The 24,723-nt window shown below is 51.2% G+C and carries 24 protein-coding genes and 1 pseudogene; 15 read left to right on the top strand and 10 right to left on the bottom strand.

Annotation, left to right across the window (positions count from 1 at the left end):
• The first annotated feature begins 48 nt into the window (after nt 1–48).
• The 5 genes from sapA to sapF are packed head-to-tail and all read left to right on the top strand — an operon-like array spanning nt 49 to nt 5,337.
• A complete protein-coding gene (gene sapA / locus J4650_RS03230) occupies nt 49–1,698 on the top strand; it encodes a peptide ABC transporter substrate-binding protein SapA (protein WP_001241630.1) in 1,650 nt (549 codons plus the stop codon).
• Nucleotides 1,695–2,660, top strand: a complete 966-nt coding sequence (gene sapB / locus J4650_RS03235) for a peptide ABC transporter permease SapB (RefSeq protein WP_000583298.1) — start codon at nt 1,695–1,697, stop codon at nt 2,658–2,660. Before sapA ends, sapB begins: the two co-directional genes overlap by 4 nt.
• On the top strand, nt 2,647–3,537 hold the full coding sequence (sapC, locus tag J4650_RS03240) for a peptide ABC transporter permease SapC (RefSeq protein ID WP_001146150.1): 891 nt from the start codon (nt 2,647–2,649) through the stop codon (nt 3,535–3,537). The genes sapB and sapC overlap by 14 nt, the downstream gene beginning before the upstream one ends.
• On the top strand, nt 3,537–4,529 hold the full coding sequence (gene sapD, locus J4650_RS03245; RefSeq protein WP_001128869.1) for a peptide ABC transporter ATP-binding protein SapD: 993 nt from the start codon (nt 3,537–3,539) through the stop codon (nt 4,527–4,529). Before sapC ends, sapD begins: the two co-directional genes overlap by 1 nt.
• Before the next feature lies 1 nt (nt 4,530).
• Nucleotides 4,531–5,337: a peptide ABC transporter ATP-binding protein SapF gene (gene sapF / locus J4650_RS03250; RefSeq protein WP_000230462.1), complete on the top strand. Its 807-nt coding sequence runs from the start codon at nt 4,531–4,533 to the stop codon at nt 5,335–5,337.
• A gap of 15 nt (nt 5,338–5,352) precedes the next feature.
• Here sapF and J4650_RS03255 read toward each other — a convergent pair whose 3' ends face one another.
• On the bottom strand, nt 5,353–6,060 hold the full coding sequence (locus J4650_RS03255; protein ID WP_001268395.1) for an EAL domain-containing protein: 708 nt from the start codon (nt 6,058–6,060) through the stop codon (nt 5,353–5,355).
• Nucleotides 6,061–6,526: 466 nt separating this feature from the next.
• The gene (gene steC, locus J4650_RS03260; RefSeq protein ID WP_001116912.1) at nt 6,527–7,900 is read right to left on the bottom strand and encodes an SPI-2 type III secretion system effector kinase SteC; all 1,374 of its coding nucleotides are present in this window, start codon (nt 7,898–7,900) and stop codon (nt 6,527–6,529) included.
• Between the two features lie 34 nt (nt 7,901–7,934).
• Between steC and J4650_RS03265 the strand changes: the two genes are divergently transcribed.
• The 9 genes and pseudogenes from J4650_RS03265 (at nt 7,935) to osmB (ending at nt 16,511) form a co-directional block, all read left to right on the top strand.
• The gene (locus J4650_RS03265; protein ID WP_001535215.1) at nt 7,935–8,114 is read left to right on the top strand and encodes a hypothetical protein; all 180 of its coding nucleotides are present in this window, start codon (nt 7,935–7,937) and stop codon (nt 8,112–8,114) included.
• On the top strand, nt 8,089–8,388 hold the full coding sequence (locus J4650_RS03270; RefSeq protein WP_010989025.1) for a hypothetical protein: 300 nt from the start codon (nt 8,089–8,091) through the stop codon (nt 8,386–8,388). Before J4650_RS03265 ends, J4650_RS03270 begins: the two co-directional genes overlap by 26 nt.
• Before the next feature lie 117 nt (nt 8,389–8,505).
• Nucleotides 8,506–9,294 (top strand): enoyl-ACP reductase FabI, encoded by a 789-nt coding sequence (gene fabI / locus J4650_RS03275; RefSeq protein WP_000506501.1) that lies wholly within the window; start codon nt 8,506–8,508, stop codon nt 9,292–9,294.
• Nucleotides 9,295–9,493: 199 nt separating this feature from the next.
• Nucleotides 9,494–10,471, top strand: a pseudogene (locus J4650_RS03280) (CMD domain-containing protein); the annotation flags it as partial.
• 244 nt (nt 10,472–10,715) lie between these two features.
• Nucleotides 10,716–12,650 carry an exoribonuclease II gene (locus J4650_RS03285; protein ID WP_124234949.1) on the top strand — a complete coding sequence of 645 codons (1,935 nt, stop codon included), beginning with the start codon at nt 10,716–10,718 and terminating at the stop codon, nt 12,648–12,650.
• 261 nt (nt 12,651–12,911) lie between these two features.
• Nucleotides 12,912–14,894, top strand: coding sequence for a cyclic di-GMP phosphodiesterase (gene pdeR, locus J4650_RS03290; RefSeq protein WP_023993303.1), 1,983 nt, complete (start codon nt 12,912–12,914; stop codon nt 14,892–14,894).
• A 121-nt stretch (nt 14,895–15,015) separates the two neighbouring features.
• Nucleotides 15,016–15,195 (top strand): hypothetical protein, encoded by a 180-nt coding sequence (locus J4650_RS03295; RefSeq protein ID WP_001279854.1) that lies wholly within the window; start codon nt 15,016–15,018, stop codon nt 15,193–15,195.
• Between the two features lie 86 nt (nt 15,196–15,281).
• On the top strand, nt 15,282–16,034 hold the full coding sequence (locus tag J4650_RS03300) for a DNA-binding transcriptional regulator YciT (RefSeq protein WP_001088594.1): 753 nt from the start codon (nt 15,282–15,284) through the stop codon (nt 16,032–16,034).
• Between the two features lie 258 nt (nt 16,035–16,292).
• Complete coding sequence (osmB, locus tag J4650_RS03305; RefSeq protein ID WP_000481166.1) at nt 16,293–16,511, top strand: osmotically-inducible lipoprotein OsmB; 219 nt, start codon at nt 16,293–16,295, stop codon at nt 16,509–16,511.
• Nucleotides 16,512–16,630: 119 nt separating this feature from the next.
• Here the strand turns inward: osmB and yciH are convergent, their stop codons facing one another.
• The 5 genes from yciH to pgpB form a co-directional block, all read right to left on the bottom strand.
• Nucleotides 16,631–16,957: a stress response translation initiation inhibitor YciH gene (gene yciH, locus J4650_RS03310; RefSeq protein WP_001285199.1), complete on the bottom strand. Its 327-nt coding sequence runs from the start codon at nt 16,955–16,957 to the stop codon at nt 16,631–16,633.
• On the bottom strand, nt 16,957–17,694 hold the full coding sequence (pyrF, locus tag J4650_RS03315; protein ID WP_023993304.1) for an orotidine-5'-phosphate decarboxylase: 738 nt from the start codon (nt 17,692–17,694) through the stop codon (nt 16,957–16,959). The genes yciH and pyrF overlap by 1 nt, the downstream gene beginning before the upstream one ends.
• 190 nt (nt 17,695–17,884) lie before the next feature.
• Entirely contained in the window at nt 17,885–19,054 is a 1,170-nt protein-coding gene (gene lapB, locus J4650_RS03320) for a lipopolysaccharide assembly protein LapB (RefSeq protein WP_000891378.1), read from the bottom strand.
• Between the two features lie 6 nt (nt 19,055–19,060).
• Nucleotides 19,061–19,369 carry a LapA family protein gene (locus J4650_RS03325; protein ID WP_000876301.1) on the bottom strand — a complete coding sequence of 103 codons (309 nt, stop codon included), beginning with the start codon at nt 19,367–19,369 and terminating at the stop codon, nt 19,061–19,063.
• A 149-nt stretch (nt 19,370–19,518) separates the two neighbouring features.
• Nucleotides 19,519–20,283, bottom strand: a complete 765-nt coding sequence (gene pgpB, locus J4650_RS03330; RefSeq protein ID WP_000948636.1) for a phosphatidylglycerophosphatase B — start codon at nt 20,281–20,283, stop codon at nt 19,519–19,521.
• Nucleotides 20,284–20,478: 195 nt separating this feature from the next.
• Between pgpB and ribA the strand changes: the two genes are divergently transcribed.
• Nucleotides 20,479–21,069 carry a GTP cyclohydrolase II gene (gene ribA / locus J4650_RS03335; RefSeq protein WP_001176284.1) on the top strand — a complete coding sequence of 197 codons (591 nt, stop codon included), beginning with the start codon at nt 20,479–20,481 and terminating at the stop codon, nt 21,067–21,069.
• 55 nt (nt 21,070–21,124) lie between these two features.
• On the opposite strand, the gene acnA is transcribed toward ribA, so the two are convergent.
• The 3 genes from acnA to J4650_RS03345 all read right to left on the bottom strand — a co-directional run bounded on the left by acnA (nt 21,125) and on the right by J4650_RS03345 (nt 24,496).
• Nucleotides 21,125–23,800: an aconitate hydratase AcnA gene (gene acnA / locus J4650_RS03340; protein ID WP_000099469.1), complete on the bottom strand. Its 2,676-nt coding sequence runs from the start codon at nt 23,798–23,800 to the stop codon at nt 21,125–21,127.
• Between the two features lie 182 nt (nt 23,801–23,982).
• Complete coding sequence (ymiC, locus tag J4650_RS22725; protein WP_223148964.1) at nt 23,983–24,075, bottom strand: small membrane protein YmiC; 93 nt, start codon at nt 24,073–24,075, stop codon at nt 23,983–23,985.
• A gap of 280 nt (nt 24,076–24,355) precedes the next feature.
• Nucleotides 24,356–24,496: a YmiA family putative membrane protein gene (locus J4650_RS03345; protein WP_213083417.1), complete on the bottom strand. Its 141-nt coding sequence runs from the start codon at nt 24,494–24,496 to the stop codon at nt 24,356–24,358.
• Between the last annotated feature and the right edge of the window lie 227 nt (nt 24,497–24,723).

Here is a 24,723-nt window from a genome sequence, read left to right on the forward strand (position 1 = left end):
CCGAAGTGCGATACACTTTGCAAATTGAACTTCAAAAACTTAACTATTATGCGCCTGGTTTTATCGTCTCTGATCGTGATAGCGGGTCTACTGAGTAGTCAGGCTACGGCTGCGACTGCGCCCGAACAAACTGCGAGTGCAGATATTCGCGATAGCGGCTTTGTGTATTGTGTCAGCGGGCAGGTCAACACCTTTAATCCGCAAAAAGCGAGCAGCGGCCTCATCGTCGATACCCTGGCCGCCCAGTTATATGACCGCCTGTTGGATGTCGATCCCTATACTTATCGTTTAGTCCCAGAGCTGGCAGAAAGCTGGGAAGTGCTGGATAACGGGGCAACGTACCGTTTTCACCTGCGCCGCGACGTTTCCTTTCAAAAAACCGCCTGGTTTACGCCGACCCGAAAACTCAATGCTGATGATGTCGTCTTTACCTTTCAGCGGATTTTTGATCGTCGGCATCCGTGGCATAACATCAACGGCAGTAGCTTCCCCTACTTTGATAGCCTACAGTTCGCCGACAATGTAAAAAGCGTGCGTAAGCTGGACAATAACACCGTTGAGTTTCGCCTGACGCAGCCAGACGCCTCCTTTTTATGGCATCTGGCCACACACTACGCTTCCGTCATGTCCGCTGAGTACGCCGCGCAGCTTAGCCGAAAAGATCGTCAGGAACTGCTAGACCGCCAACCGGTCGGCACCGGGCCTTTCCAGCTTTCGGAGTACCGTGCCGGGCAGTTTATTCGTCTCCAGCGCCACGATGGGTTTTGGCGCGGCAAACCGCTGATGCCGCAAGTGGTGGTGGATTTAGGCTCCGGCGGTACCGGGCGTTTATCGAAATTACTGACCGGTGAATGCGATGTTCTGGCCTGGCCCGCCGCCAGCCAGCTAACTATTTTACGCGACGATCCGCGTTTACGTCTGACGTTGCGCCCGGGGATGAATATCGCCTATCTGGCCTTTAACACCGATAAGCCGCCGTTGAATAATCCCGCAGTGCGCCATGCGCTGGCCTTATCGATCAACAACCAGCGTCTGATGCAGTCGATTTATTACGGCACGGCGGAAACCGCAGCCTCCATTTTACCTAGAGCCTCATGGGCTTACGGTAACGATGCCAAAATTACGGAGTACAATCCGGAAAAATCGCGCGAACAGCTAAAAGCGCTGGGCATTGAGAATCTTACGCTGCATCTCTGGGTGCCGACCAGTTCTCAGGCCTGGAACCCAAGTCCGCTAAAAACGGCGGAGCTTATTCAGGCGGATATGGCGCAGGTTGGCGTAAAAGTGGTCATTGTGCCGGTTGAAGGTCGTTTTCAGGAGGCGCGCCTGATGGATATGAATCACGATCTGACCTTATCCGGCTGGGCCACGGACAGCAACGATCCGGATAGCTTTTTCAGACCACTGTTAAGCTGTGCGGCCATCAATTCGCAAACCAATTTCGCCCACTGGTGTAACCCTGAATTTGACAGCGTGCTGCGTAAAGCACTGTCGTCGCAGCAGTTGGCTTCGCGCATAGAAGCGTATGAGGAAGCGCAGAATATCCTGGAGAAAGAGCTGCCGATACTGCCGCTGGCATCATCACTACGCCTGCAGGCTTACCGCTACGATATTAAAGGGCTGGTGTTAAGCCCGTTCGGCAATGCGTCTTTTGCCGGCGTCTCCCGCGAAAAACACGAAGAGGTGAAAAAACCATGATTATCTTCACCCTGCGTCGGTTATTGCTGTTGCTGGTGACGCTATTCTTCCTGACCTTTATCGGCTTTAGCCTGAGCTATTTTACGCCGCACGCGCCGCTACAAGGCGCATCATTATGGAATGCCTGGGTTTTCTGGTTCAACGGTCTGCTGCACTGGGACTTTGGCGTGTCCAGCATTAACGGCCAGCTGATCTCCGAACAGCTTAAAGAGGTGTTTCCCGCCACGATGGAGCTGTGCATTCTCGCCTTTGGTTTTGCGCTGATGGTCGGCATCCCGGTCGGGATGCTGGCTGGCGTGACGCGTAGCAAATGGCCGGATCGTTTTATCAGCGCGCTGGCGCTATTAGGTTTCTCAATTCCGGTTTTCTGGCTGGCGCTTCTGCTCACACTGTTCTTTTCGCTCACGCTGGGGTGGCTGCCGGTATCCGGGCGATTTGACCTGCTTTATGAAGTTAAACCGGTTACCGGTTTCGCCATCATTGACGCCTGGATTTCAGATTCGCCGTGGCGCGATGAAATGGTAATGAGCGCCATACGGCATATGGTTTTACCGGTGCTCACGCTTTCCGTCGCGCCGACCACAGAAGTGATCCGCCTGATGCGAATCAGCACTATTGAGGTCTACGATCAGAACTACGTTAAAGCGGCGGCCACGCGCGGCTTGTCGCGCTTTACGATTTTACGTCGTCACGTGTTGCATAATGCGCTGCCGCCGGTCATTCCCCGTCTTGGTCTGCAGTTTTCAACCATGTTAACGCTGGCGATGATTACCGAAATGGTTTTCAGCTGGCCAGGGCTGGGACGATGGTTAATTCATGCCATTCGTCAGCAGGACTATGCCGCTATTTCCGCTGGCGTGATGGTCATTGGGTCGCTGGTTATTGTGGTCAATGTGATTTCCGATATTTTGGGTGCTATGGCTAACCCTCTGAAACATAAGGAATGGTATGCCTTACGATAGCGTATACAGCGAAAAGCGCCCGCCAGGCACCCTGCGCACTGCCTGGCGTAAATTTTATAGCGACGCGCCTGCGATGGTGGGTCTGTATGGATGCGCCGGTCTGGCGTTGCTGTGTATTTTTGGCGGCTGGATCGCGCCCTATGGTATCGATCAGCAATTTCTGGGCTATCAGCTACTGCCACCCTCCTGGTCACGCTATGGCGAAGTCTCCTTTTTTCTGGGGACTGACGATCTGGGGCGCGATGTGCTGAGCCGCCTGTTAAGCGGCGCGGCGCCCACGGTCGGCGGCGCGTTTATCGTAACGCTGGCGGCTACGCTATGTGGATTAGTCCTCGGCGTAGTGGCAGGCGCGACGCACGGTTTACGCTCTGCCGTGCTGAACCATATTCTGGACACGCTACTTTCCATCCCTTCGCTCTTGCTGGCGATTATCGTCGTGGCATTTGCCGGCCCACATCTGTCACACGCGATGTTTGCCGTCTGGCTGGCCCTGTTGCCGCGAATGGTACGTTCCGTCTACAGCATGGTGCATGATGAACTGGAAAAAGAGTACGTCATTGCCGCCCGTCTGGATGGCGCGACAACGCTGAATATTCTGTGGTTCGCCATTTTACCGAATATTACCGCCGGTCTGGTCACCGAAATTACCCGGGCGCTGTCGATGGCGATTCTGGACATCGCCGCGCTGGGATTTTTAGATCTCGGCGCGCAGCTTCCCTCTCCTGAATGGGGCGCCATGTTGGGGGATGCGCTGGAGCTAATCTATGTCGCGCCGTGGACCGTTATGCTACCCGGCGCGGCGATAACGCTCAGTGTTTTACTGGTAAACCTGCTCGGAGATGGGATTCGTCGTGCGATTATTGCGGGGGTGGAATAATGCCGTTACTGGATATCCGCAATCTCACCATTGAATTTAAAACCAGCGAAGGTTGGGTAAAAGCGGTCGATCGCGTCAGTATGACATTAAGCGAAGGTGAAATTCGCGGCCTGGTAGGTGAATCGGGTTCCGGAAAGAGCTTGATTGCTAAAGCTATTTGCGGCGTCGCGAAAGACAACTGGCGAGTCACTGCCGACCGTATGCGTTTTGATGATATCGATCTGCTGCGCCTCTCCTCACGTGAACGGCGTAAGCTGGTCGGACATAATGTGTCGATGATCTTCCAGGAGCCGCAGTCGTGCCTTGATCCTTCCGAACGCGTCGGCCGCCAGTTAATGCAAAATATTCCCGCCTGGACCTATAAAGGCCGCTGGTGGCAGCGTTTAGGCTGGCGTAAACGGCGTGCAATTGAATTACTGCACCGAGTGGGAATTAAAGATCATAAAGACGCGATGCGCAGTTTTCCCTATGAACTGACCGATGGCGAGTGTCAGAAAGTTATGATCGCTATCGCGCTGGCGAATCAACCGCGACTCCTGATCGCTGATGAACCCACCAACTCAATGGAACCGACGACGCAGGCGCAAATTTTTCGCCTGTTGACGCGACTGAATCAAAACAGTAATACCACCATTCTGTTGATTAGCCACGACCTGCAAATGCTGAGTCAGTGGGCTGACAAAATCAACGTTTTATACTGCGGCCAGACGGTAGAAACCGCGCCAAGTAAAGATCTGGTGACGACGCCACATCATCCTTATACGCAGGCGCTTATCCGTGCGATTCCGGATTTTGGCAGCGCGATGCCGCATAAAAGCCGTCTCAATACGCTGCCGGGCGCGATCCCGCTACTGGAGCAGTTACCGATAGGTTGTCGTCTGGGGCCGCGCTGCCCTTACGCGCAACGAGAATGCATTATCACGCCACGCTTAACCGGCGCGAAAAATCATCTCTATGCCTGTCATTTTCCGCTGAATATGGAGAGAGAGTGATATGGTGGAAACTCTGCTTGAAGTGCGCAACCTGAGTAAAACCTTTCGCTACCGGACAGGATGGTTTCGTCGCCAGACCGTCGACGCCGTGAAACCATTAAGCTTTACGCTTCGTGAGCGTCAGACCCTGGCCATTATCGGCGAAAACGGTTCCGGCAAATCCACGCTGGCGAAGATGCTGGCCGGCATGATTGAACCCACCAGCGGCGAGCTTCTTATTGACGATCATCCCCTGCATTACGGCGACTATTCGTTTCGAAGCCAACGTATTCGAATGATTTTTCAGGACCCCTCAACGTCACTGAATCCACGTCAACGTATTTCGCAGATCCTTGACTTCCCCCTGCGCCTTAATACCGATCTGGAGCCGGAACAGCGGCGCAAACAGATTGTCGAGACGATGCGTATGGTGGGGCTATTGCCCGATCACGTGAGCTACTACCCGCATATGCTGGCGCCGGGGCAGAAACAGCGTCTGGGCCTGGCCCGCGCGCTGATTTTACGCCCTAAAGTCATTATCGCGGACGAAGCGCTGGCTTCGCTTGATATGTCCATGCGCTCGCAGCTCATCAATCTGATGCTTGAATTGCAGGAAAAACAAGGCATCTCCTATATCTATGTCACGCAGCATATCGGCATGATGAAACATATTAGCGATCAGGTATTAGTGATGCATCAGGGGGAAGTGGTTGAACGCGGCAGCACCGCCGATGTGCTCGCCTCTCCGCTACATGAGCTTACCCGCCGTTTAATCGCAGGCCATTTTGGCGAGGCGCTGACCGCTGACGCATGGCGAAAGGATCGCTAAGCGAAACAAATACCCTCAGTTCGATTCTCTGAGGGTGTTCATGCGACTGCCCAACAGCAATGTTTCAACCTCTTCTAACGCAACGGAAGGAAATAACGTGCCCTGGGTTGCCCAAATGCCTGCCGTTTTTAACACCGGCAAATAGCGTGTGTTTTCCTGGCCCCCCACCACGATCTTGTCACAATAACGCCGGATATGTTTGACAAGCAGCGGAAACGTCATTTTTTCAATTTGTGAGACAAAAAAGCTGCGATCAAGTTTTACGCCGCTAAAACACCCGCAAACTAATGGCGCAGCGGTTGCATTCCCTACGCCCAGGTCGCCCAGCCATAATGGATTAGGTTGCTTATGAAGCGCGTGTATTAAAGGATCGATTAAGGCGTTATCTTGACATGAAAAATGTTCAGCGACCTGCAGCTCCACAAATAGCATGGCGTGTAGTAATGCGCGAATATCTTTATCCTGAAGGACAAGCTGCGCCATACCCCGATCAATATTTACGATACAGAATAGGCCGTGGCGTAGAAACCAGCCATGTTTGGCCGCGATTGTCCGCAACAGATCAAGCAGAAAACGGCGCTTCTGCGAATTGTCCCATGACGAGATAACAAACTCAGGGTGTAGCGGACGAGCGGGCGACGATGCAAAATGGGTAATAATTTCGACGCCCAGTAAATCCCCCTCCATTGCCCTTATCGGCTCTGCCATAAAAAAATAGCGCATGTGACCACTCCACTTGATCTTAACTCCCTGATAATGCGCTTTTAACGCAAATCAATCAATAAAAACGATCAATATATAAAAAATGATCGAAAAAAACAATATATGTTAACTTCATGATAACTTGCTAATTTTATGTTTTGAGAATGTTCTTCTATTGCTATAAGGAAATTTACATACTACGCCGACCAACGCTAATACGACGGCATGAGACCATCCGTAAAGCCATGTTTTTCTTGTCAGGCAGAGGGGAAAAATCAAGGCGAGTTAATGGTGTTGCACCATCGCGTGGCATTTCACCCACTATGGCAGCGCGGCATCGCCAACCCTAATGGCGAGTTGCATCTCCGCTACAGGCTGTCCAGATCCCCCGAACGACCTTGAAGCGAATAGCAACTCTCAATAATTGATCGGCAAATCTGTAGCGAATGAGCCCCCGGCGATTCGCAGAAAAGAACTGAACTAAATGCTATTTTTTTAATTCATTCTTTAATACCTTAGCCACAAGAGTCCCTTCCTCAGGCGCGGCTAGTTTAAAACGTCTTCCTGGCGCAGGTGTCTGTTCTTCCTCTCCGATTAACGCATCAAGATCCGCAATAAGTGACTTATAATATTCAATATCTTCAGTATCTCCTTCGGTCTCGGCCCGCTTTAATTTTATCATGTGATGGGCCTTAATTTGCTCTTCCAGTTGCCTTGTTGCAAGAGAAACGCTTCGCTGTTGCCGGGATTCTTGTGACAGCACCATTTGATCGCCATCCACAAAGAAAAGAACCCCTTCTTTAATCAGAATATTACCTAAGATATTTATATCATGCATAAAAACCCCCCGGGATTTAAGAAGCTCCTCCGCCATTCGATAGTTATCTTCATCTTCAACATCGAACTCCTGACCTTGAATATATTTTGAAACTAAAACCGTAACGTCTTTACCATTAATATTCATGATGGCCGAACGAGAAAAATTCTTGTCGCCATTGGCCATATTCAAATACTTACTGACACGCTCAGGATGACAATTACGATGTTCCTGAGAGTTAACATCCACTTTTATTCCCCGCTCATTAACTGGAATCTTAACAACAAAGTCATCATGTAACCGATAGACTGTCCCATAACTTCCGCTACCTATTTTATTTTTTTCAATATCACGCATGCGAATATTTTTCTGAAACTCCGGCGAGTTAATAAACGCCTCTATTGCCGCTGGTTGTGATGCATCCGTCTGATCAATAGCGCCGCTCTCATAACCAGACGCCGTGGCGGGCGTGGTCAGGAAGTCTATCAAACGTTGCTCAAAAGCCTCATAGATTCCATTACTACCTGCCTCGCTCGGCGGTAGATTATCATTACCCAAAGCGGCAAGCGTAATTTCCCCGTTATTATAATTAAACATCGTTTCTTTTAAAAAATCGACGCAACGTTCAGAACACTCCGTCTCGGTCACTAATACTCCATCGTAAAACATCTGTAGTAGTAACATATTTTCTTGATGTGCTAATACCTCTACAGTGTATTTATCTATTGTTTCAGGCCTGGAGGCATCAATAAGTTTAATATATCCAAGAAGGGGGCGCCATCGTGTACAGTCTTCATCTCGCTTCGAAAATGGTCCTGGAGAGAAAGGCCCTTTAATATCGGGATGCTCTTTTTTTTGGCACAGTAGATTATAGATTTCTCTATAATCAGAAATTAAACTTCGCCTGGTAAATATATTCCTGAAAAAATCTATAAATTTCTCACACGTTGAAAAAACATGCTCTCTTTTATTATCGATGATATCTCTTAAATACCTTTCTGATATCTGGCAACTATGATTTCCGATATGAAATGTAAACGGCATATGTCTCATCCTCTGAAAATTTATTATAATACACATGCAAACATATAAAAACCTGGTTTGTAACTACTGTAATCACCTGATTTCCAAAATTTTTCATATTCAGTATTACTCTGCATCAATAAATAGAGAAAACCTTCAGCGCTTAAAAAAGAAATTATTTTTGTTAAGCATTTGCTGGTTAAAATTACATGTCCATAACATCGCTAATAGGTGAGGTAAACCATTTGGATGAATATTCAGGCTTCCTACAGAACCTTTATTTGTCTGGTGGAAAGCGCATCGCTATCGTACTTGCTATCCGTCCCGGTGTCTCTGGTTGGATGAGGCGAACCTTACACCAGCTGGTATACTGCACCGTAGGGCCTGTCCCATTAGACTCTTTGATTTGCCAGTTTGGCCCTGGGGAGTGCTCAAAATCCTCAGGGACTTCGTTACCGTGTGGTTTTAGAACGTCACCTGCCGGAGATAGCGGCGGAAAAATAGCGTGACACACGGGGCCAGGAGTGGGATATAATTTCAGACTAATTTCGAATAATGTTGAAAAGTTGCTGTTAACCATTGTTCGTAAAAGCAAAAAATAAGCAATGACTATAAGGATTAAAGCTATGGGTTTTCTTTCCGGTAAGCGCATTCTGGTCACTGGCGTGGCCAGTAAACTGTCCATCGCCTACGGTATCGCACAGGCGATGCACCGCGAAGGAGCTGAACTGGCGTTCACCTACCAGAACGACAAACTGAAAGGCCGCGTAGAAGAATTTGCTGCCCAGCTGGGTTCCAGCATCGTTTTACCGTGTGATGTCGCTGAAGATGCCAGCATTGACGCTATGTTTGCGGAGCTGGGTAACGTTTGGCCGAAATTTGACGGTTTTGTACACTCGATCGGTTTCGCGCCTGGCGATCAGCTGGACGGCGATTATGTTAATGCGGTTACCCGCGAAGGCTTTAAAATCGCTCACGATATTAGCTCTTACAGCTTTGTTGCCATGGCGAAAGCCTGCCGCACCATGCTGAATCCGGGTTCTGCGCTGTTGACCTTGTCTTATCTGGGAGCGGAGCGCGCCATCCCGAACTACAATGTCATGGGTCTGGCGAAAGCCTCTCTGGAAGCCAACGTGCGTTATATGGCAAATGCAATGGGGCCGGAAGGCGTTCGCGTCAACGCCATCTCTGCGGGTCCAATCCGCACGCTGGCGGCGTCCGGTATTAAAGACTTCCGTAAAATGCTGGCGCATTGTGAAGCCGTTACGCCAATTCGTCGCACCGTGACCATTGAAGATGTGGGTAACTCAGCGGCGTTTCTGTGTTCCGATCTCTCGGCAGGCATTTCTGGCGAAGTCGTCCATGTTGACGGCGGGTTCAGCATTGCGGCAATGAATGAACTGGAACTGAAGTAAGCGCATTAAGTTTATTAGCGGGCGGCACGGCTGTGCTGCCCCATTCCCCTCACTCACCGCTCATCTCGTTATATAGCGTTCTGATATTTGTTATCACCTAACAATCTTTCATCCCTTTCCCGCATACGCCAGGATAATCCAGCATAAACGATCCGACGCCGAATCATTATCGATCGCCATTTCATCCTCGGGAAACCCTATGGAACAATGCCGAAAAGCGGGTAAAAGCCACTGGTATCATGAAACACAATCCACTATGTCGTCACAACCCCCGCTTTCGCTGATGCCGGAAGCCGCGTATGTTAACGATCGTTTTTTACTGGATTTAACGGTAGCAGAAACCGCGTTGACGCCTTTTGAGTCATGGTTAAAGCCCGCTCGCCAGTTGGCGGATGTCTTATTTCCCCGCACGGTTCTCAACGACCGGCTTCATACGTTTAGCACCTATGAACGTATGAGCACCGCGCTGACCGCCGCTCAGGTATTTGGGGTTCAGCGTTTGTGCCGCCATTATGCCGCGCGTCTGGCGCCGCTACCTGGCCCTGACGCCTCAAGAGAGAGCAATCAACGGCTGGCGCAAATTACGCAATACGCTCGTCAGCTTGCCGGCTCCCCCTCCGTTATCAATACGCGAGCCCGCGAACAGCTTGCAGAGGTGGGATTAACCGCCCGGGATACCGTACTCATCAATCAGATCATTGGGTTTATCGGTTTTCAGGCGCGGGTAGCGGCGATATTTCAGGCGTTTTGCCGTCTGCCCGTGCGCGAACTGCCCGGCCAGGAGATGCAGCGCTTTGCCAGGGCCGCGCGGTTTCAAAACCCCCAGACGATATGGCGGCCCGCCGCCAGTCTGGTAGAATATCCTCCAGCCCATACCAAAGTTCGGCGGCAATATTCGTCTTCACAATGCCAAATGATGGCGCCGGTACTCATGCGCGATCCGTCTTCATTCGCGTTACTCGAACGCATACTGACCAGCACATTACACACTGCATCGCCCCCTTCTTTACTTCCACTTATCACGCTCCTCACATCACGTATCAACGGCAGCGCCGCCTGCTTTAACGAACAGGCAACCCAACCTGGCGCGTGGCGTCGCGCTGTCATCACGTTACGCCAGGAAGACGACGACATCGCTCGTTGGGAACTTGAGCCTGCGCTGACACAGGCGATACAATGGCTCACCAGAGCGCCCGATCGCTTTAGCGCCGCGCATTTTTTCCCGCTACTCACCAGGGGAGTTTCATCGGAGCAGGCCATTAATATGTTAGGCTGGTGCGGCGTGTGCGGATGGTTAAATCGTTTAAAAATCGCGTTGGGCGAAACCTATTAACTCATCCATTACTGAAAGAGCGCTTGCTGCGCCAGGCAGAATCGCGTAAAACTGTCAGCCGCTCTTTTGGCTACGAAAATAGACGAATATGTTTCAGGACAACCCGCTGCTAGCGCAGCTTAAACAGCAACTGCATTCCCAGACGCCGCGCGCTGAAGGGGTCGTAAAAGCCACGGAAAAAGGCTTTGGCTTCCTTGAGGTTGACGCGCAAAAAAGCTATTTTATTCCTCCGCCGCAGATGAAAAAAGTGATGCATGGCGATCGTATCGTCGCGGTCATCCACACGGAAAAAGAACGGGAGTCTGCCGAGCCGGAAGAACTGATCGAACCGTTCCTGACGCGCTTTGTGGGAAAAGTTCAGGGTAAAAATGACCGCCTGTCCATCGTGCCGGATAATCCGTTGCTGAAAGACGCGATTCCCTGCCGCGCCGCGCGCGGCGTTCAGCATGAGTTCAAAGAAGGTGACTGGGCGGTTGCCGAAATGCGCCGCCATCCGCTTAAAGGCGACCGTTCGTTTTACGCCGATTTAACGCAGTACATCACCTTTGCCGACGATCACTTTGTTCCCTGGTGGGTTACGCTTGCCCGCCACAACCTGGAAAAAGAAGCGCCGAACGGCGTAGCGACGGAGATGCTGGACGAAGGGCTGGAGCGCCAGGATCTGACCGCGCTGAATTTCGTCACTATCGACAGCGCCAGCACTGAAGATATGGATGACGCGCTTTATGCTGAGGAATTAGCGGACGGCAGACTCCAGCTTACGGTGGCTATCGCCGATCCTACCGCCTGGATTGCCGAAGGCAGTAAGCTGGATAACACAGCGAAAATTCGCGCCTTCACCAACTACCTGCCGGGCTTCAATATTCCTATGCTGCCGCGTGAGCTGTCTGACGATCTGTGTTCGCTGCGCGCCAACGAAGTGCGTCCGGCGCTCGCCTGTCGCATGATCATCGCCGCGGACGGCACCATTGACGATGATATCGCCTTTTTTGCGGCCACCATCGAATCGAAGGCCAAGCTGGCGTACGACAATGTCTCCGACTGGCTGGAAAATAACGGCACCTGGCAGCCGGAGAACGAAGGCATTGCCCAGCAGATTCGTCTGTTGCACCGTATTTGTCTAAGCCGCAGTGAGTGGCGTCATCATCATGCGTTAGTCTTTAAAGACCGCCCGGATTACCGCTTTGTGCTTGGCGAAAAAGGCGAAGTACTGGATATTGTGGCGGAACCGCGCCGTATCGCTAACCGTATCGTAGAAGAGTCGATGATCGCCGCTAACCTTTGCGCCGCGCGCGTACTGCGCGATAAGCTCGGTTTCGGTATTTACAACGTACATACGGGCTTCGATCCCGCGAATGCCGACGCGCTGGCCGCGCTGCTGAAAACGCATGGTCTGCATGTCGATGCCGAAGAGGTGCTGACGCTGGAAGGCTTCTGTAAACTGCGTCGCGAACTGGATGCGCAGCCCTCCGGTTTCCTTGACAGCCGCATTCGTCGCTTCCAGTCTTTTGCGGAAATCAGCACCGAGCCGGGGCCGCATTTCGGTCTTGGTCTTGAGGCTTATGCCACCTGGACCTCTCCCATCCGTAAGTATGGCGATATGATTAACCATCGCCTGCTGAAAGCGGTCATCAAGGGGGAGGCTATTGCGCGTCCGCAGGAAGATATCACCCAACAAATGGCGGAACGCCGTCGCCTGAACCGCATGGCGGAGCGCGATGTCGGCGACTGGTTATATGCACGCTTCCTTAACGATAAGGCGGGGACAAATACCCGTTTCGCGGCAGAAATTATTGACGTCAGCCGCGGTGGTATGCGCGTGCGACTGGTCGATAACGGCGCTATCGCCTTTATCCCTGCCCCGTTCCTGCACGCCGTTCGCGATGAACTGGTATGCAGCCAGGAAAACGGTACGGTACAGATTAAAGGTGAGACGGTTTATAAAGTGACGGATGTCATTGATATCACTATTGCGGAAGTTCGCATGGAAACCCGCAGCATTATTGCCCGACCGGCAGCGTAACCACGCTTAGCTCACTCAACGGCCTTTGCTGAGAAGGCAAAGGCCGTTTCTTTTCTTCTTCTCCCTTCCGTCATGCTCTAAGTTTAATCTTATTCAAGCGCCCCATTTCTTGTTATTTTTAGCTGGCGACTATGCTTTTTCCAGAATCTGGATTACATATGAATACATAGATAAAACAATACGTTCAGCCATAATTACCCTTATTTATAACATGGCTAACCTTTCTTTTCGGGCACCTGGCGCTTAAATGGGATGGTACGCATGATGAAACAGATTCAGGAACAAACGGCGCTAAATCCCCTTCACTCTCACTGGCGTCTGGCTGATGACCGCAACGTGCTGTATCTCTCCCCGACAGGTGAAACGGATGCAGAAAAAACGGTTGAGCTATCGCCGGAGCAAGCCGGGCGTATCCGGGAAATAACGGCGATTACGTCCAGTCTGCTGATAACGTTGTTGATAGAAAAACAGGTTACCGCTGTGCACCTGGTAGGCCGTAAGATTAATAACCGTGAATGGGCTGGCAGCCTGGCAACCTGGCCTGATACGCCTGCCGTCGCGCCAACGCAGGCGCAGGAGCTCTCTTTTGCCGAGCAAATCGTATCAGAAGCCAACTCAGTCATTGCGATACTGGATAGTCGGGGAAAAATCTGTCGATTTAATCGGTTATGCGAAGAGTACACGGGCTTAAAAGAGCGAGATGTAATTGGTCAAAGCGTCTTTAAATTATTTATGAGTCGCCGGGAGGCGGTTGCCTCCCGGCACTACATTGAGAATTTTTTTCGCAATGGCAATGCCTATGAAATCGAACGCTGGATAAAGACCCGTCAAGGCCAACGCCTGTTCTTATTTCGTAATAAATTCGTCCATAACGGTAGCGGAAAAAACGAAATTTTCCTGATCTGCGCAGGCACGGATATCACCGAAGAAAGGCGGGCTCAGGAGCGTTTACGCATACTGGCGAATACAGACACCGTCACCGGCCTGCCCAATCGCAATGCTATCCATGAATTTATTAATCATGCTATTGCCTCGGCTGGCGAGTCGCAGGTGGGTATCGTTTATCTCGATCTGGATAACTTCAAGAAAATTAATGACGTCTATGGGCATATGTTTGGCGATCAGCTCTTACAGGCCGTTTCGCTGGCGCTGTTGAGTTGTCTGGAGGAAGATCAATTGCTGGCCAGACTGGGGGGAGATGAATTCATTATCCTCGCTGCCCATACGTCTCAGGCCGCGCTGGAAGCAGTAGCCTCACGAATCCTTACCCGTCTGCGGCAACCGTTTCGTATTGGACTTATTGAAGTTTACACGGGATGCGCCATTGGCATTTCGTTGGCCCCCCGGCACGGACAGGACAGCGAAAGTCTCATTCGCACTGCCGACACCGCAATGTATAACGCCAAAGAAGGCGGCCGCGGTCAGTTCTGCGTTTTTTCGCCGGAAATGAATCAGCGCGTATTTGACTATCACTGGCTGGATACAAACCTGCGAAAAGCGCTGGAAAACGACCAGTTACTTATTCACTATCAGCCCAAAATTACCTGGCGCGGCGAAGTACGTAGCCTGGAAGCGCTGGTACGCTGGCAATCGCCGGAACGCGGATTAATTCCGCCGCTGGAGTTCATCTCATACGCCGAAGAGTCAGGACTCATCGTCCCGCTGGGCCGCTGGGTGATTCTGGATGTGGTTCGCCAGATTGCGAAATGGCGCGATAAGGGGATTAACTTGCGCGTAGCCGTTAACTTTTCGGCGCGACAACTGGCCGACCAGACGCTTTTTACTGCGCTCAAACAGGCTTTGTACGATCTGAATTTTGAGTATTGCCCGATCGATGTCGAGCTAACGGAAAGCTGCCTGATTGAAAACGACACGCTGGCGCTATCGGTTATCCAGCAATTTAGTCAGCTCGGCGCTCAGATTCATCTGGATGATTTTGGCACCGGGTATTCTTCGCTTTCTCAACTCGCCCGGTTCCCTATTGATGCCGTTAAACTGGATCAGGCTTTCGTCAGAGATATCCATAAGCAACCGCTGTCGCAATCTCTGGTTCGGGCGATTGTCGCGGTGGCTCAGGCGCTAAATTTACAAGTGATTGCCGAAGGCGTAGAAAATGCTAAAGAAGATGCCTTCCTGACAAAAAACGGTGTCAATGAACGACAGGGCTTTTTATTCGCTAAACCTATGCCCGCCGTTTCTTTTGAACGCTGGTACAAACGTTATCAGACGAAAAAAATGCGTTAATGGCGGCGATAATAGGGAGAACAGCCTGTGCAGACAGGCATAGCCCTATTTTTCCCTTCTCTTTTCAGATTAATTTCTGCATCATGAATTGAAACCTTTTCTGACATTAAGGATGACAAACATGTCTGATATCGAAGCACAACGAATTGCCGCACGCATTGATACCGTGCTGGATATCCTTGTTGCTGGCGATTACCACTCGGCCATCAATAACCTTGAAATATTGAGAGCAGAGCTGTTAGATCAGGTTAAAGACGGTATCTCGCCATCCCAGGCTCCCGGGTCGCCCTGGGAAATCTGATAGCGATTATTTGTCCGGGATGGCCGTTAGCCCTTCCCGGCTCTCTGACTGTCTGTTGACTTCTCTTAACGTATAAAATTAATACTATGAACTCCCGACAACAATCAATTTTGCAAATGGTGGTTGATAAAGGCCAGATGAGCGTTGCTGAACTGGCGAAAATTACCGGCGTATCTGAAGTCACGATTCGTCAGGATCTGAATACCCTGGAAAAACAGAGCTATTTACGCCGTGCGCACGGTTTCGCCGTTTCGCTTGAGAGCGATGACGTAGAGACTCGCATGATGACGAACTACACGCTAAAACGCCGACTGGCGGAGTTCGCCGCCTCGCTGGTCAGTCCAGGTGAATCCGTTTTTATTGAAAATGGCAGTAGCAATGCGCTATTGGCCCGGACGCTGGCGGAACAAAAAGATGTCACGATCATCACCGTGAGCAGTTATATCGCGCATCTGCTCAAAGAAACCCCTTGCGAAGTCATTCTCCTCGGTGGAATCTATCAGAAAAAAAGTGAAAGCATGGTAGGGCCGTTGACGCGACAGTTTATCCATCAAGTGCATTTCAGCAAAGCATTTATCGGTATTGATGGCTGGCAGGCTGATACCGGCTTTACCGGACGCGATATGATGCGATCGGATGTGGTTAACGCTGTTCTGGAAAAAGGCTCAGAAGCGATTGTCCTCACCGACAGCTCCAAATTTGGCTGTGTGCATCCCTATCCCCTGGGCCCGCTCTCTCGCTTCCATCGTGTCATTACGGATTCCAGAATTTCCGCCAGCGATCAAATGCAGTTAGAGCATGCAGGGCTGCTAGTCAATGTTATTGGCTCATCCGTTTAAAATATTTCCCGATGGTTTGCCCTATGGCAAATCATCCTCTCTCTAAGACTTTTCTGGCATCCCAATTAAGACTATTTACCTGTTGTAACGAGCGTAACGTCGTAAAATTAATATTAGCGAAATAACAGGAAGTGACTATCACCTGCGTGATATACCCCTGCGCAATCAGGTTTTACGGAAAATCTCTTAACAGGTTTTATTTTAACTATAGTTATAGTGAGCTTAATTCCGTGAATCGTTAATTCAGGAGAGAGTATTATGTTTATGACGAGCAAAAAAATGGCCGCTGCTGTGCTGGCAATCACCGTAGCAATGTCTCTGAGCGCCTGCTCAAACTGGTCCAAGCGCGATCGCAACACGGCTATTGGCGCAGGTGCGGGGGCGTTAGGCGGCGCAGTGTTAACGGACGGCAGTACATTAGGCACCCTGGGCGGCGCGGCGGTCGGCGGCGTGATTGGTCACCAGGTTGGAAAATAATTCAGACGTTTAAATATTGAACGGCTCAAAATAATACGTTTATTCTTTTCAGGTCTGGATTACAAAAATAGACAAAGTTGACTTTTACGCCACGGTAATTTACAACCGTGGCGTTTTCATTAGCCGCCAGCTAATTTTACTTTCATTCCTTTAGCTTCCAGCAATGATTTTATCAAGTCGCGTTTATCACCCTGAATTTCAATAATCCCTTCTTTTACTGCCCCGCCACAGCCGCATTTTTTCTTCAGTTCAGCCGCCAGTTTGGTTAATTCCGCATCATTCATCTCGATACCGGTAATCAAACATACGCCTTTACCCTTACGGCCACTGGTTTGACGCTGAATGCGAACGATACCATCCCCTTTGGGACGAACCGGCGCCGTTTTAGGTTCTTCAATGCGCCCCGTCTGTGTTGAATAAACCAGACGACTATTGGAATCGCTCATTATGCCTCCCGTTTCAGTGACGCGTTAATATCCTTCAGCGTTTGCGCCGGATCTACCGATTGCGTAACCGGGCGGCCAATCACCATATAGTCGACGCCGGCGGATAATGCCTGTTCGGGCGTCATAATGCGTCGCTGGTCGCCTGCCTCGCTGCCTGCTGGCCGAATGCCCGGCGTCACCAGCTTAAATGCAGCGCCAAAGGCCTGTTTAAATCTGACCGCTTCCTGAGCGGAACAGACCACGCCATCCAGCCCGCATTGCTGCGTCAGGCGCGCCAGCCGCTCCGCATGTTCCGCCGGTGACAACGTCACGCCCAGATCGCACAGATCGCTGGTTTCCATACTGGTCAACACGGTCACGGCAATGAGCAACGGCGCATCTTTACCGAATGGCGCCAGCGCGTCGCGCGCTGCGGCCATCATTCTCGCCCCGCCAGACGCATGAACGTTTACCATCCAGACGCCCAGGTCTGCCGCTGCGGCGACCGCCCGGGCCGTGGTGTTGGGAATATCATGAAATTTTAGATCAAGAAAGACATCAAACCCACGTTGCTGGAGATCCCGAACGAGCTGTGGACCAAACAGCGTGAACATCTCTTTGCCCACTTTTAAGCGACAATCGCGAGGATCGATTTTATCGACAAACGCCAGGGCTTTATCGCGTTCATGGTAATCCAACGCCACAACGACAGGCGATTCAGTAATAGCGCAGGAAGAAGATGAAGCAGTAAACGTCATGACCAGACCTTCTTGATGATGGGCACCGGAAGTGGCGCAAATTGGATAAACGGCGTGCATTCTACCTGCGGCGCAGGGAAATTAACAGGTTCGATTGACAACCTGATAAGCCTTGGTCGCCGATGTCAGCGTCGTTTCTAGCTTTACATCATTAAGTATGTTGTAACTAAAGTGAAGCTTTTTTTATATACTACTGCCCATCAAGTCCGCGAATAGGTTTAATGGTCGACCATGCCCGGCAGGACGGACAGTGCCAGTACAAGGTATAGGCGGTAAAACCGCATTTCTGACAACGATACCGCGGTTTACTGCGCACCTGCTCGCCAACCATATCACGCAGTACCATCAGGCTTTCTTTCGCTCGCCCTTCTTCCGCCTCGTTGAGATGGTAATCCATCAGCTTATGGAACACCCGCATGGTAGGATGTCGCTGTAGCTGACGCGTGATATAGACTTGAGCAGCGTCACTACCTTCACGCGCTTCCAGAATATCGGCAAGCATTAACTCAGCGCCAGCACCGGTATTCTCCTCAACGGCGCGACGTAAAAACTCCGCCCACTCGGCATTTTTACCGAGCTGTTGATAACAGGTTTGCAGCATCTCCAGCGTTTCGCTGACCAGCTCTTTATCCTGAACGATCACACGTTGCAGGCTTTCGACCGCTTTGGCGTAATCCCCTCTCGCCATATAAACGCGCCCCATCATGATAGACACCCGGGCGCTATTTTTATCTGCGGCGGCACCTTTTTTCAGCAACGCCATCGCGCGATCCATGTCGTCGTTGCCCATCTGCTGTAAAGCTAACTCACAGTAAAAATGGGCGATTTCGATACGCTGTTTATCTTTGCCCAGTTTCACCAGCCGTTCTGCTACTTCGATCGCCTTTTGCCAGTCGCTGGTTAGCTGATAGATTTGCAAGAGCTGCTGTAACGCGCCTACGCGAAATTCCGTTTCGTCGGTAAGTTGGTTAAACATATCTTCCGCGCGGTCATATAAACCGGCGGCCATATAGTCGCGCCCCAGTTGCTGAACAGCCAGTAAACGCTGTTCATAGGTCAATGAAGCGCTTTCCATGAGCGTTTGATGAATACGAATGGCGCGATCGACTTCGCCGCGAGAGCGAAACAAATTACCGAGAGTGAGATGAGCCTCAACGGTGCCGGTATCCTCTTTAAGCATATCGAGGAACAGATCCACCGCTTTATCTTGTTGGTTACTCAGCAGGAAGTTAACCCCTGCGACATAATCGCGCGACAGGCGGTTAGCTTCATCCTGTTTTGTTTGTTGCGCACTTCTGCGACCCATATACCACCCATAGGCAGCGGCTACAGGCAACAGCAGAAATAACAACTCCAACATAAATGATTATTCCTTTACAACCGACGAATCGGCAGGGACCGCAACGTCGGTTGCTGGCGAAAGCTTGTTTTCCAGTCGTTTAATTTTACGTTCAGCGCGGGCAAGGGAAACGCGGACCCGCAGCCAGAACAGGCCGCAAATCAGCCAGCCAATCGCAAAACCGACGGCGAACAGCACAGCAAGCAACGTGGAGATACGATACTCCCCTTGCGCCAGCAGGTAGTTAAACGTCACCTGTTGATCATTCTGCGCGCCCAGCGTCACCGAAATAACAAAAATCGCCAATACCAGTAAGAAAATGAGTAAATATTTCACATTACTTCCCGTTATGTGGTTTGCGCGAATAAATCGTGTCCAACTTACCGCATCCAGCCTTCTAAATTACCATTTTCCCGCCTCGCGCGAAATGGAAATGCGCCCGCCATCAGATGATTTAAGGGCAATAGTCAGAAAATCAACCGTTGTCAGCTTTCCTGCTCGCGTTCAGCAATTTCTTGCGCTTCTTCACGAGGCGGCATAAGCGGCCCGCAAATTCGCTGCGCCAGCCAGGTCGCCAGGGTAACTAATAGCCAGGAGATGAGCGTGGCGACCACTAAATCTCGCGGCCAGTGCATTCCCAGAAGCAAACGGCTGCCCATTACGCCGGTCGCCCAGACTAACAAAAACGCGATGGTGAAAGTCCGTCTGCGCGGCCATAACAGACCCACGGCCAAAAGCGCCCAGCTCGCTGCAAACATGGTGTGTCCGGAGGGAAACGCAAAGCCCGTCTCTTTTTGCCAGTGCTGACGCAGGAAAACGGGGATGTTCTGTTGCCCGGCCAACTGCTCTTTCACTAAATGTCCGCGTTCTGTACGCTTTAAAGTGTAGAACTCATCGACGGGAATATGGTGCGTTTTTTCAAGCCAGACCACAAATGGCCGCGGCTCCTGTACGCGCTCCTTTACCCATGACTTCACGCCCTGCCCGACGATAATCGCCCCGCCGAGAATCGCAAACAGCATAATGGCGGCGCGCAGGCGAAATCGCAGGCACCATAAGAACCATCCACAAAGAATCACATGCGTGATAACGCCCCAGGGTTTGGTCACGGTTTCCGTTATCCAGAATAGCGTTTTTAGCCACCAGACCTGATGTCCTGGCTGCCACTGCCAGCCTGATACCCATACGGCAAGCGGCATGATAAGCAACAGGGCGGCTCCTGCCGCGGTGCGCTTCGCAATTGAAAGCATGGATGCTCCTTTTATAAGTAAGTATCACAATCATAACTGAAAATTCTCGCCGGACTGGAAAATTGACAAATTTGTGCCATTCCTGAGCAATTACGTGGTAGTGATTAGGTGATGTCCGCCGCCTTATGGCAAAATAGCGGGATACAATCCAACAGGCGACGACACCGCAGGCGTCAGCATAATCTGGAGAAATACATGCAGCTTAAACGTGTGGCAGAAGCCAAACTGCCAACCCCATTGGGTGACTTTCTGATGGTGGGATTTGAAGAACTGGCAACCGGACACGACCATGCCGCGCTGGTTTTTGGCGATATTTCAGGTAAAACGCCAGTACTGGCTCGCGTTCATTCCGAATGTCTTACCGGGGACGCGCTTTTTAGTCTGCGCTGTGATTGTGGTTTTCAACTGGAAGCCGCGCTGACGCATATTGCGGAAGAAGGACGCGGTATTCTGATTTACCACCGTCAGGAAGGCCGCAATATCGGCCTGCTTAATAAAATTCGCGCTTATGCGTTACAGGATCAAGGCTATGACACGGTGGAGGCCAATCATCAGCTCGGCTTTGCCGCCGATGAGCGTGATTTCACCCTGTGCGCGGATATGTTCAAATTACTGGGCGTGGATGAAGTTCGCCTGCTGACCAATAATCCGAAGAAAGTCGAAATACTGACCGAGGCGGGAATTAATATCGTCGAACGCGTTCCGCTCATTGTGGGTCGTAATCCAAATAATGAGCATTATCTCGATACTAAAGCGGCCAAAATGGGCCACCTGCTAAGTAAGTAAGCCACCGGTATTAAGGCGCGGGCCTGCCTGTTTACGGCAGGCCCGATAAACGGCTTTAGTTCAGCATATTTCTAATGACATAGTGCAATATGCCGTCATTCTGGTAGTAAGTCAGCTCGGTGGCGGTATCAATGCGACAGCGACAAGGCACCGTTTCTTTGCTGCCATCCGCTCTCGTTAACATAACCGGAATGGTCGCGCCAGGGCGCAGATTTTGCAGATCCGCGATATCAATCACCTCTTCCCCGGTCAGTCCCAGCGTCTTACGCGTTACGCCCTGTGGAAACTCCAGCGGCAGGATCCCCATCCCAATCAGGTTTGAGCGATGGATACGTTCGAACGACTCGGCGATCACCACGCGAATACCTAACAGCCGCGGACCTTTTGCCGCCCAGTCACGGCTCGATCCCGACCCATACTCTTTCCCGGCAATTACCGCCAGCGGCGTTTTTTCCTGCTGGTAGAGCATCGCAGCATCATAAATCGACATCGCTTCCGTACCCGGCAAATGCCGCGTCATCCCACCTTCGACGCCGGGCAGCATTTCGTTGCGAATACGAATATTGGCGAACGTACCGCGCATCATCACTTCATGGTTGCCGCGCCGTGATCCATAGGAGTTAAAATCCTTCCGCTCAACGCCGTGGTTTTGCAGATAGCGTCCGGCGGGACTGTCCGGCTTGATACTGCCGGCCGGAGAAATATGGTCGGTCGTTACCGAATCCCCCAGCATCGCCAGGATACGCGCGCCGTGGATATCTTTGACTGGCGCAGGCTGGGCCTGCATTTCATCAAAGAAAGGCGACAGGCGAATATAGGTTGAATCCGACTGCCAGCCGTAGGTATCGGACGATTCAACCTGAATCGATTTCCATTCTTCCGTGCCCTCAAACACTTCCGCATACTCTTTACGGAACATATCCGATGATACCAGTTCAACGGCGCGGGCAATTTCCTGCGCCGAAGGCCAGATATCCTTCAGGTATACCGGATCGCCTTTACGATCGTACCCCAGCGGGTCTGTCGCGAGGTTAATATTCATGTTTCCGGCCAGCGCATACGCGACCACCAGCGGCGGCGACGCCAGCCAGTTCGTTTTCACCAGCGGATGGATACGCCCTTCAAAATTTCGGTTACCGGAAAGCACGGCCCCTACCGTCAGATCGCCTTTTTTAATCGCGGTCTCAATAGGCTCTGGCAACGGACCGGAGTTCCCGATACAGGTCGTACAGCCATAACCGACCAGGTTAAAACCGAGTTCATCCAGATAAGGCGTAAGTTTGGCCTGCGCCAGATAGTCAGATACCACTTTTGACCCCGGCGCCAGAGAAGCCTTGACCCACGGTTGACGCTTCAACCCCAGCGTTACTGCTTTTTTCGCCAGTAATCCCGCCGCCATCAGCACGCTGGGATTCGAGGTATTCGTGCAGGAGGTGATGGCGGCAATGACGACAGCGCCATCCGGAAGCTGATATGGCTGTCCGTTCATCGTATAGTCAACCGGCTGGCGATCTCTTTGCGCGGTATTCAGCTCCAGCTCGGCGCTGGCGGCAAAGGCTTTCGGCACATCGCCTAACGCCACGCGATCCTGCGGGCGTTTCGGCCCGGCCAGGCTGGCCTCGACATCGCCCATATCCAGTTCCAGCGTACTGGTAAATACCGGTTCGTCTCCGGGATTACGCCACATTCCCTGCGCCTTCGCGTAGGCTTCAACCAGCTCGACCAGATCGTCGCTACGTCCGCTTAATCGCATATATTCCAGGGTGATGGCGTCAATAGGGAAGAAACCACAGGTTGCGCCATATTCCGGCGACATATTAGCGATGGTCGCGCGATCCGCCAACGGCAGCGAATCCAGACCATCACCATAAAATTCAACAAATTTACCCACGACGCCATGCTTACGCAGCATTTGCGTGACGGTGAGCACCAGGTCAGTGGCGGTGATTCCCTCCCGAAGTTTACCGGTTAACTTAAAGCCGACGACATCCGGGATAAGCATCGAAACGGGCTGACCAAGCATCGCCGCTTCCGCTTCGATACCGCCCACGCCCCACCCCAATACGCCCAGACCATTAATCATGGTCGTATGGGAGTCAGTCCCCACCAGCGAGTCCGGGTAAGCAATCCACTCCCCGTCCTGTAATTCGCTCCAGACGGCTTTACCCAGGTATTCCAGGTTAACCTGATGGCAAATGCCGGTTCCGGGCGGCACCACGCTGAAACGGCTGAATGCCTGCTTTCCCCATTTCAGGAACATATAACGCTCATGGTTACGTTCCATTTCCAGCCGCACGTTTTCTTCAAACGCATCGTCATCGCCGAAATGATCGACCGTCACAGAGTGGTCAATAACCAGATCAACCGGCGATAACGGGTTCACTTTCGACGTATCGCCGCCGAGGCGTTTAACGGCTTCACGCATCGCCGCCAGGTCGACAACGGCAGGCACGCCGGTAAAGTCCTGCATCAGGACACGGGCGGGCCGCCAGGCAATTTCACGATCGGCATGGGCATTTTTAAGCCAACCGGCCAGCGCCTGAATATCTTCATCAGTCACAGATTCGCCGTCCTGCCAGCGCAACAGGTTTTCCAGTAACACTTTAAGTGATTTGGGCAAACGGGCGATATCGCCCAGGGATTTGGCAGCCAGCGGCAGACTGTAGTAATGATACGTTTTATCTTTGGCCTGCAATGTATCCTTACTGGCTTCTCGTAGGGTTGACGACATAGCTCCTCCTTAAATGACAGGGTTGCGTTACCCTGATTCTCCACAGGGTTGTATTAAAGATAACACAAACAAAATGTAACGTTTTGATAACAACCCAAATTGCTAAAAGAGGAGAAACCTAACAGGCGAGGAACGAAGATGAAAAAGCCCGATAAATAACGCATTATCGGGCTTTGACGAGATTAGACGGCAATCCAGATTAACTCGGCCCAGAACAGTAGCGATAATATAAACGCGCCAGTCCATGACCAATACTTTATATTTGACGTTAACATAGGCGACACCAACTGTGTTTAATCAATACTGAGAAGCGCTCAGCACACGGTTGCTGAGGTGTAATAAGACAGCGTTAATAAAACAGTAACGCCAATAAAAAGACGAATATTATTTTTGTGACACCTCGTCAGCAAAAGCATCAATAAATGCCCGCTGCCGCGGTGTGAGCGTCCAGTGTTGCGGAACAGACCGAAAAACGGTCGTATCCGGGGTGTTATCATCGTCACAAGATTGAATCGGGGGCGCGACCACGCGCTCGCGTTCCGACGTAATGCTCACTTAGCCCCACCAATGCCAGATAACAAGCGCTACCACTACCCAGAACAACGCAGAACCCACAAAAACCGCCAGCCATGCTTTACGTTTGAGCTCAGGGTCGCGGCGCGGTTCCTGGTTTTCAGAAGGCATTACTAACCTCATGCTATCGGTATCACTTATCATTTCAGCACCAAACAATCGGTACAATTAATCATCAGATGAGACAAATCCTAAATAAACTTTAGTCAAAAATCCAGTCAATTTACGAATCGTTGCCAGTGAATAAATCAATCTTTTGACTCAAGATAACTATTTGGAAAAAGAAACTGGCGGGACGGGTAATTCAACACTATTTTGCTGATCATTACCCGTAATACTTCGAGGGATAT

This window comes from Salmonella sp. 32120201201600049SM, from assembly GCF_017572835.1.
GTDB lineage: Bacteria > Pseudomonadota > Gammaproteobacteria > Enterobacterales > Enterobacteriaceae > Salmonella > Salmonella enterica.

What these genes read in the sequence shown, in the direction of transcription:
- sapA (WP_001241630.1), top strand. Translation starts at nt 49, where the DNA reads ATGCGCCTGGTTTTATCGTCTCTGATCGTGATAGCGGGTCTACTGAGT.
- sapB (WP_000583298.1), top strand. Translation starts at nt 1,695, where the DNA reads ATGATTATCTTCACCCTGCGTCGGTTATTGCTGTTGCTGGTGACGCTA.
- sapC (WP_001146150.1), top strand. Translation starts at nt 2,647, where the DNA reads ATGCCTTACGATAGCGTATACAGCGAAAAGCGCCCGCCAGGCACCCTG.
- sapD (WP_001128869.1), top strand. Translation starts at nt 3,537, where the DNA reads ATGCCGTTACTGGATATCCGCAATCTCACCATTGAATTTAAAACCAGC.
- sapF (WP_000230462.1), top strand. Translation starts at nt 4,531, where the DNA reads ATGGTGGAAACTCTGCTTGAAGTGCGCAACCTGAGTAAAACCTTTCGC.
- J4650_RS03255 (WP_001268395.1), bottom strand. Translation starts at nt 6,060, where the DNA reads ATGCGCTATTTTTTTATGGCAGAGCCGATAAGGGCAATGGAGGGGGAT.
- steC (WP_001116912.1), bottom strand. Translation starts at nt 7,900, where the DNA reads ATGCCGTTTACATTTCATATCGGAAATCATAGTTGCCAGATATCAGAA.
- J4650_RS03265 (WP_001535215.1), top strand. Translation starts at nt 7,935, where the DNA reads ATGCAAACATATAAAAACCTGGTTTGTAACTACTGTAATCACCTGATT.
- J4650_RS03270 (WP_010989025.1), top strand. Translation starts at nt 8,089, where the DNA reads ATGTCCATAACATCGCTAATAGGTGAGGTAAACCATTTGGATGAATAT.
- fabI (WP_000506501.1), top strand. Translation starts at nt 8,506, where the DNA reads ATGGGTTTTCTTTCCGGTAAGCGCATTCTGGTCACTGGCGTGGCCAGT.
- J4650_RS03285 (WP_124234949.1), top strand. Translation starts at nt 10,716, where the DNA reads ATGTTTCAGGACAACCCGCTGCTAGCGCAGCTTAAACAGCAACTGCAT.
- pdeR (WP_023993303.1), top strand. Translation starts at nt 12,912, where the DNA reads ATGATGAAACAGATTCAGGAACAAACGGCGCTAAATCCCCTTCACTCT.
- J4650_RS03295 (WP_001279854.1), top strand. Translation starts at nt 15,016, where the DNA reads ATGTCTGATATCGAAGCACAACGAATTGCCGCACGCATTGATACCGTG.
- J4650_RS03300 (WP_001088594.1), top strand. Translation starts at nt 15,282, where the DNA reads ATGAACTCCCGACAACAATCAATTTTGCAAATGGTGGTTGATAAAGGC.
- osmB (WP_000481166.1), top strand. Translation starts at nt 16,293, where the DNA reads ATGTTTATGACGAGCAAAAAAATGGCCGCTGCTGTGCTGGCAATCACC.
- yciH (WP_001285199.1), bottom strand. Translation starts at nt 16,957, where the DNA reads ATGAGCGATTCCAATAGTCGTCTGGTTTATTCAACACAGACGGGGCGC.
- pyrF (WP_023993304.1), bottom strand. Translation starts at nt 17,694, where the DNA reads ATGACGTTTACTGCTTCATCTTCTTCCTGCGCTATTACTGAATCGCCT.
- lapB (WP_000891378.1), bottom strand. Translation starts at nt 19,054, where the DNA reads ATGTTGGAGTTGTTATTTCTGCTGTTGCCTGTAGCCGCTGCCTATGGG.
- pgpB (WP_000948636.1), bottom strand. Translation starts at nt 20,283, where the DNA reads ATGCTTTCAATTGCGAAGCGCACCGCGGCAGGAGCCGCCCTGTTGCTT.
- ribA (WP_001176284.1), top strand. Translation starts at nt 20,479, where the DNA reads ATGCAGCTTAAACGTGTGGCAGAAGCCAAACTGCCAACCCCATTGGGT.
- acnA (WP_000099469.1), bottom strand. Translation starts at nt 23,800, where the DNA reads ATGTCGTCAACCCTACGAGAAGCCAGTAAGGATACATTGCAGGCCAAA.
- ymiC (WP_223148964.1), bottom strand. Translation starts at nt 24,075, where the DNA reads ATGTTAACGTCAAATATAAAGTATTGGTCATGGACTGGCGCGTTTATA.
- J4650_RS03345 (WP_213083417.1), bottom strand. Translation starts at nt 24,496, where the DNA reads ATGAGGTTAGTAATGCCTTCTGAAAACCAGGAACCGCGCCGCGACCCT.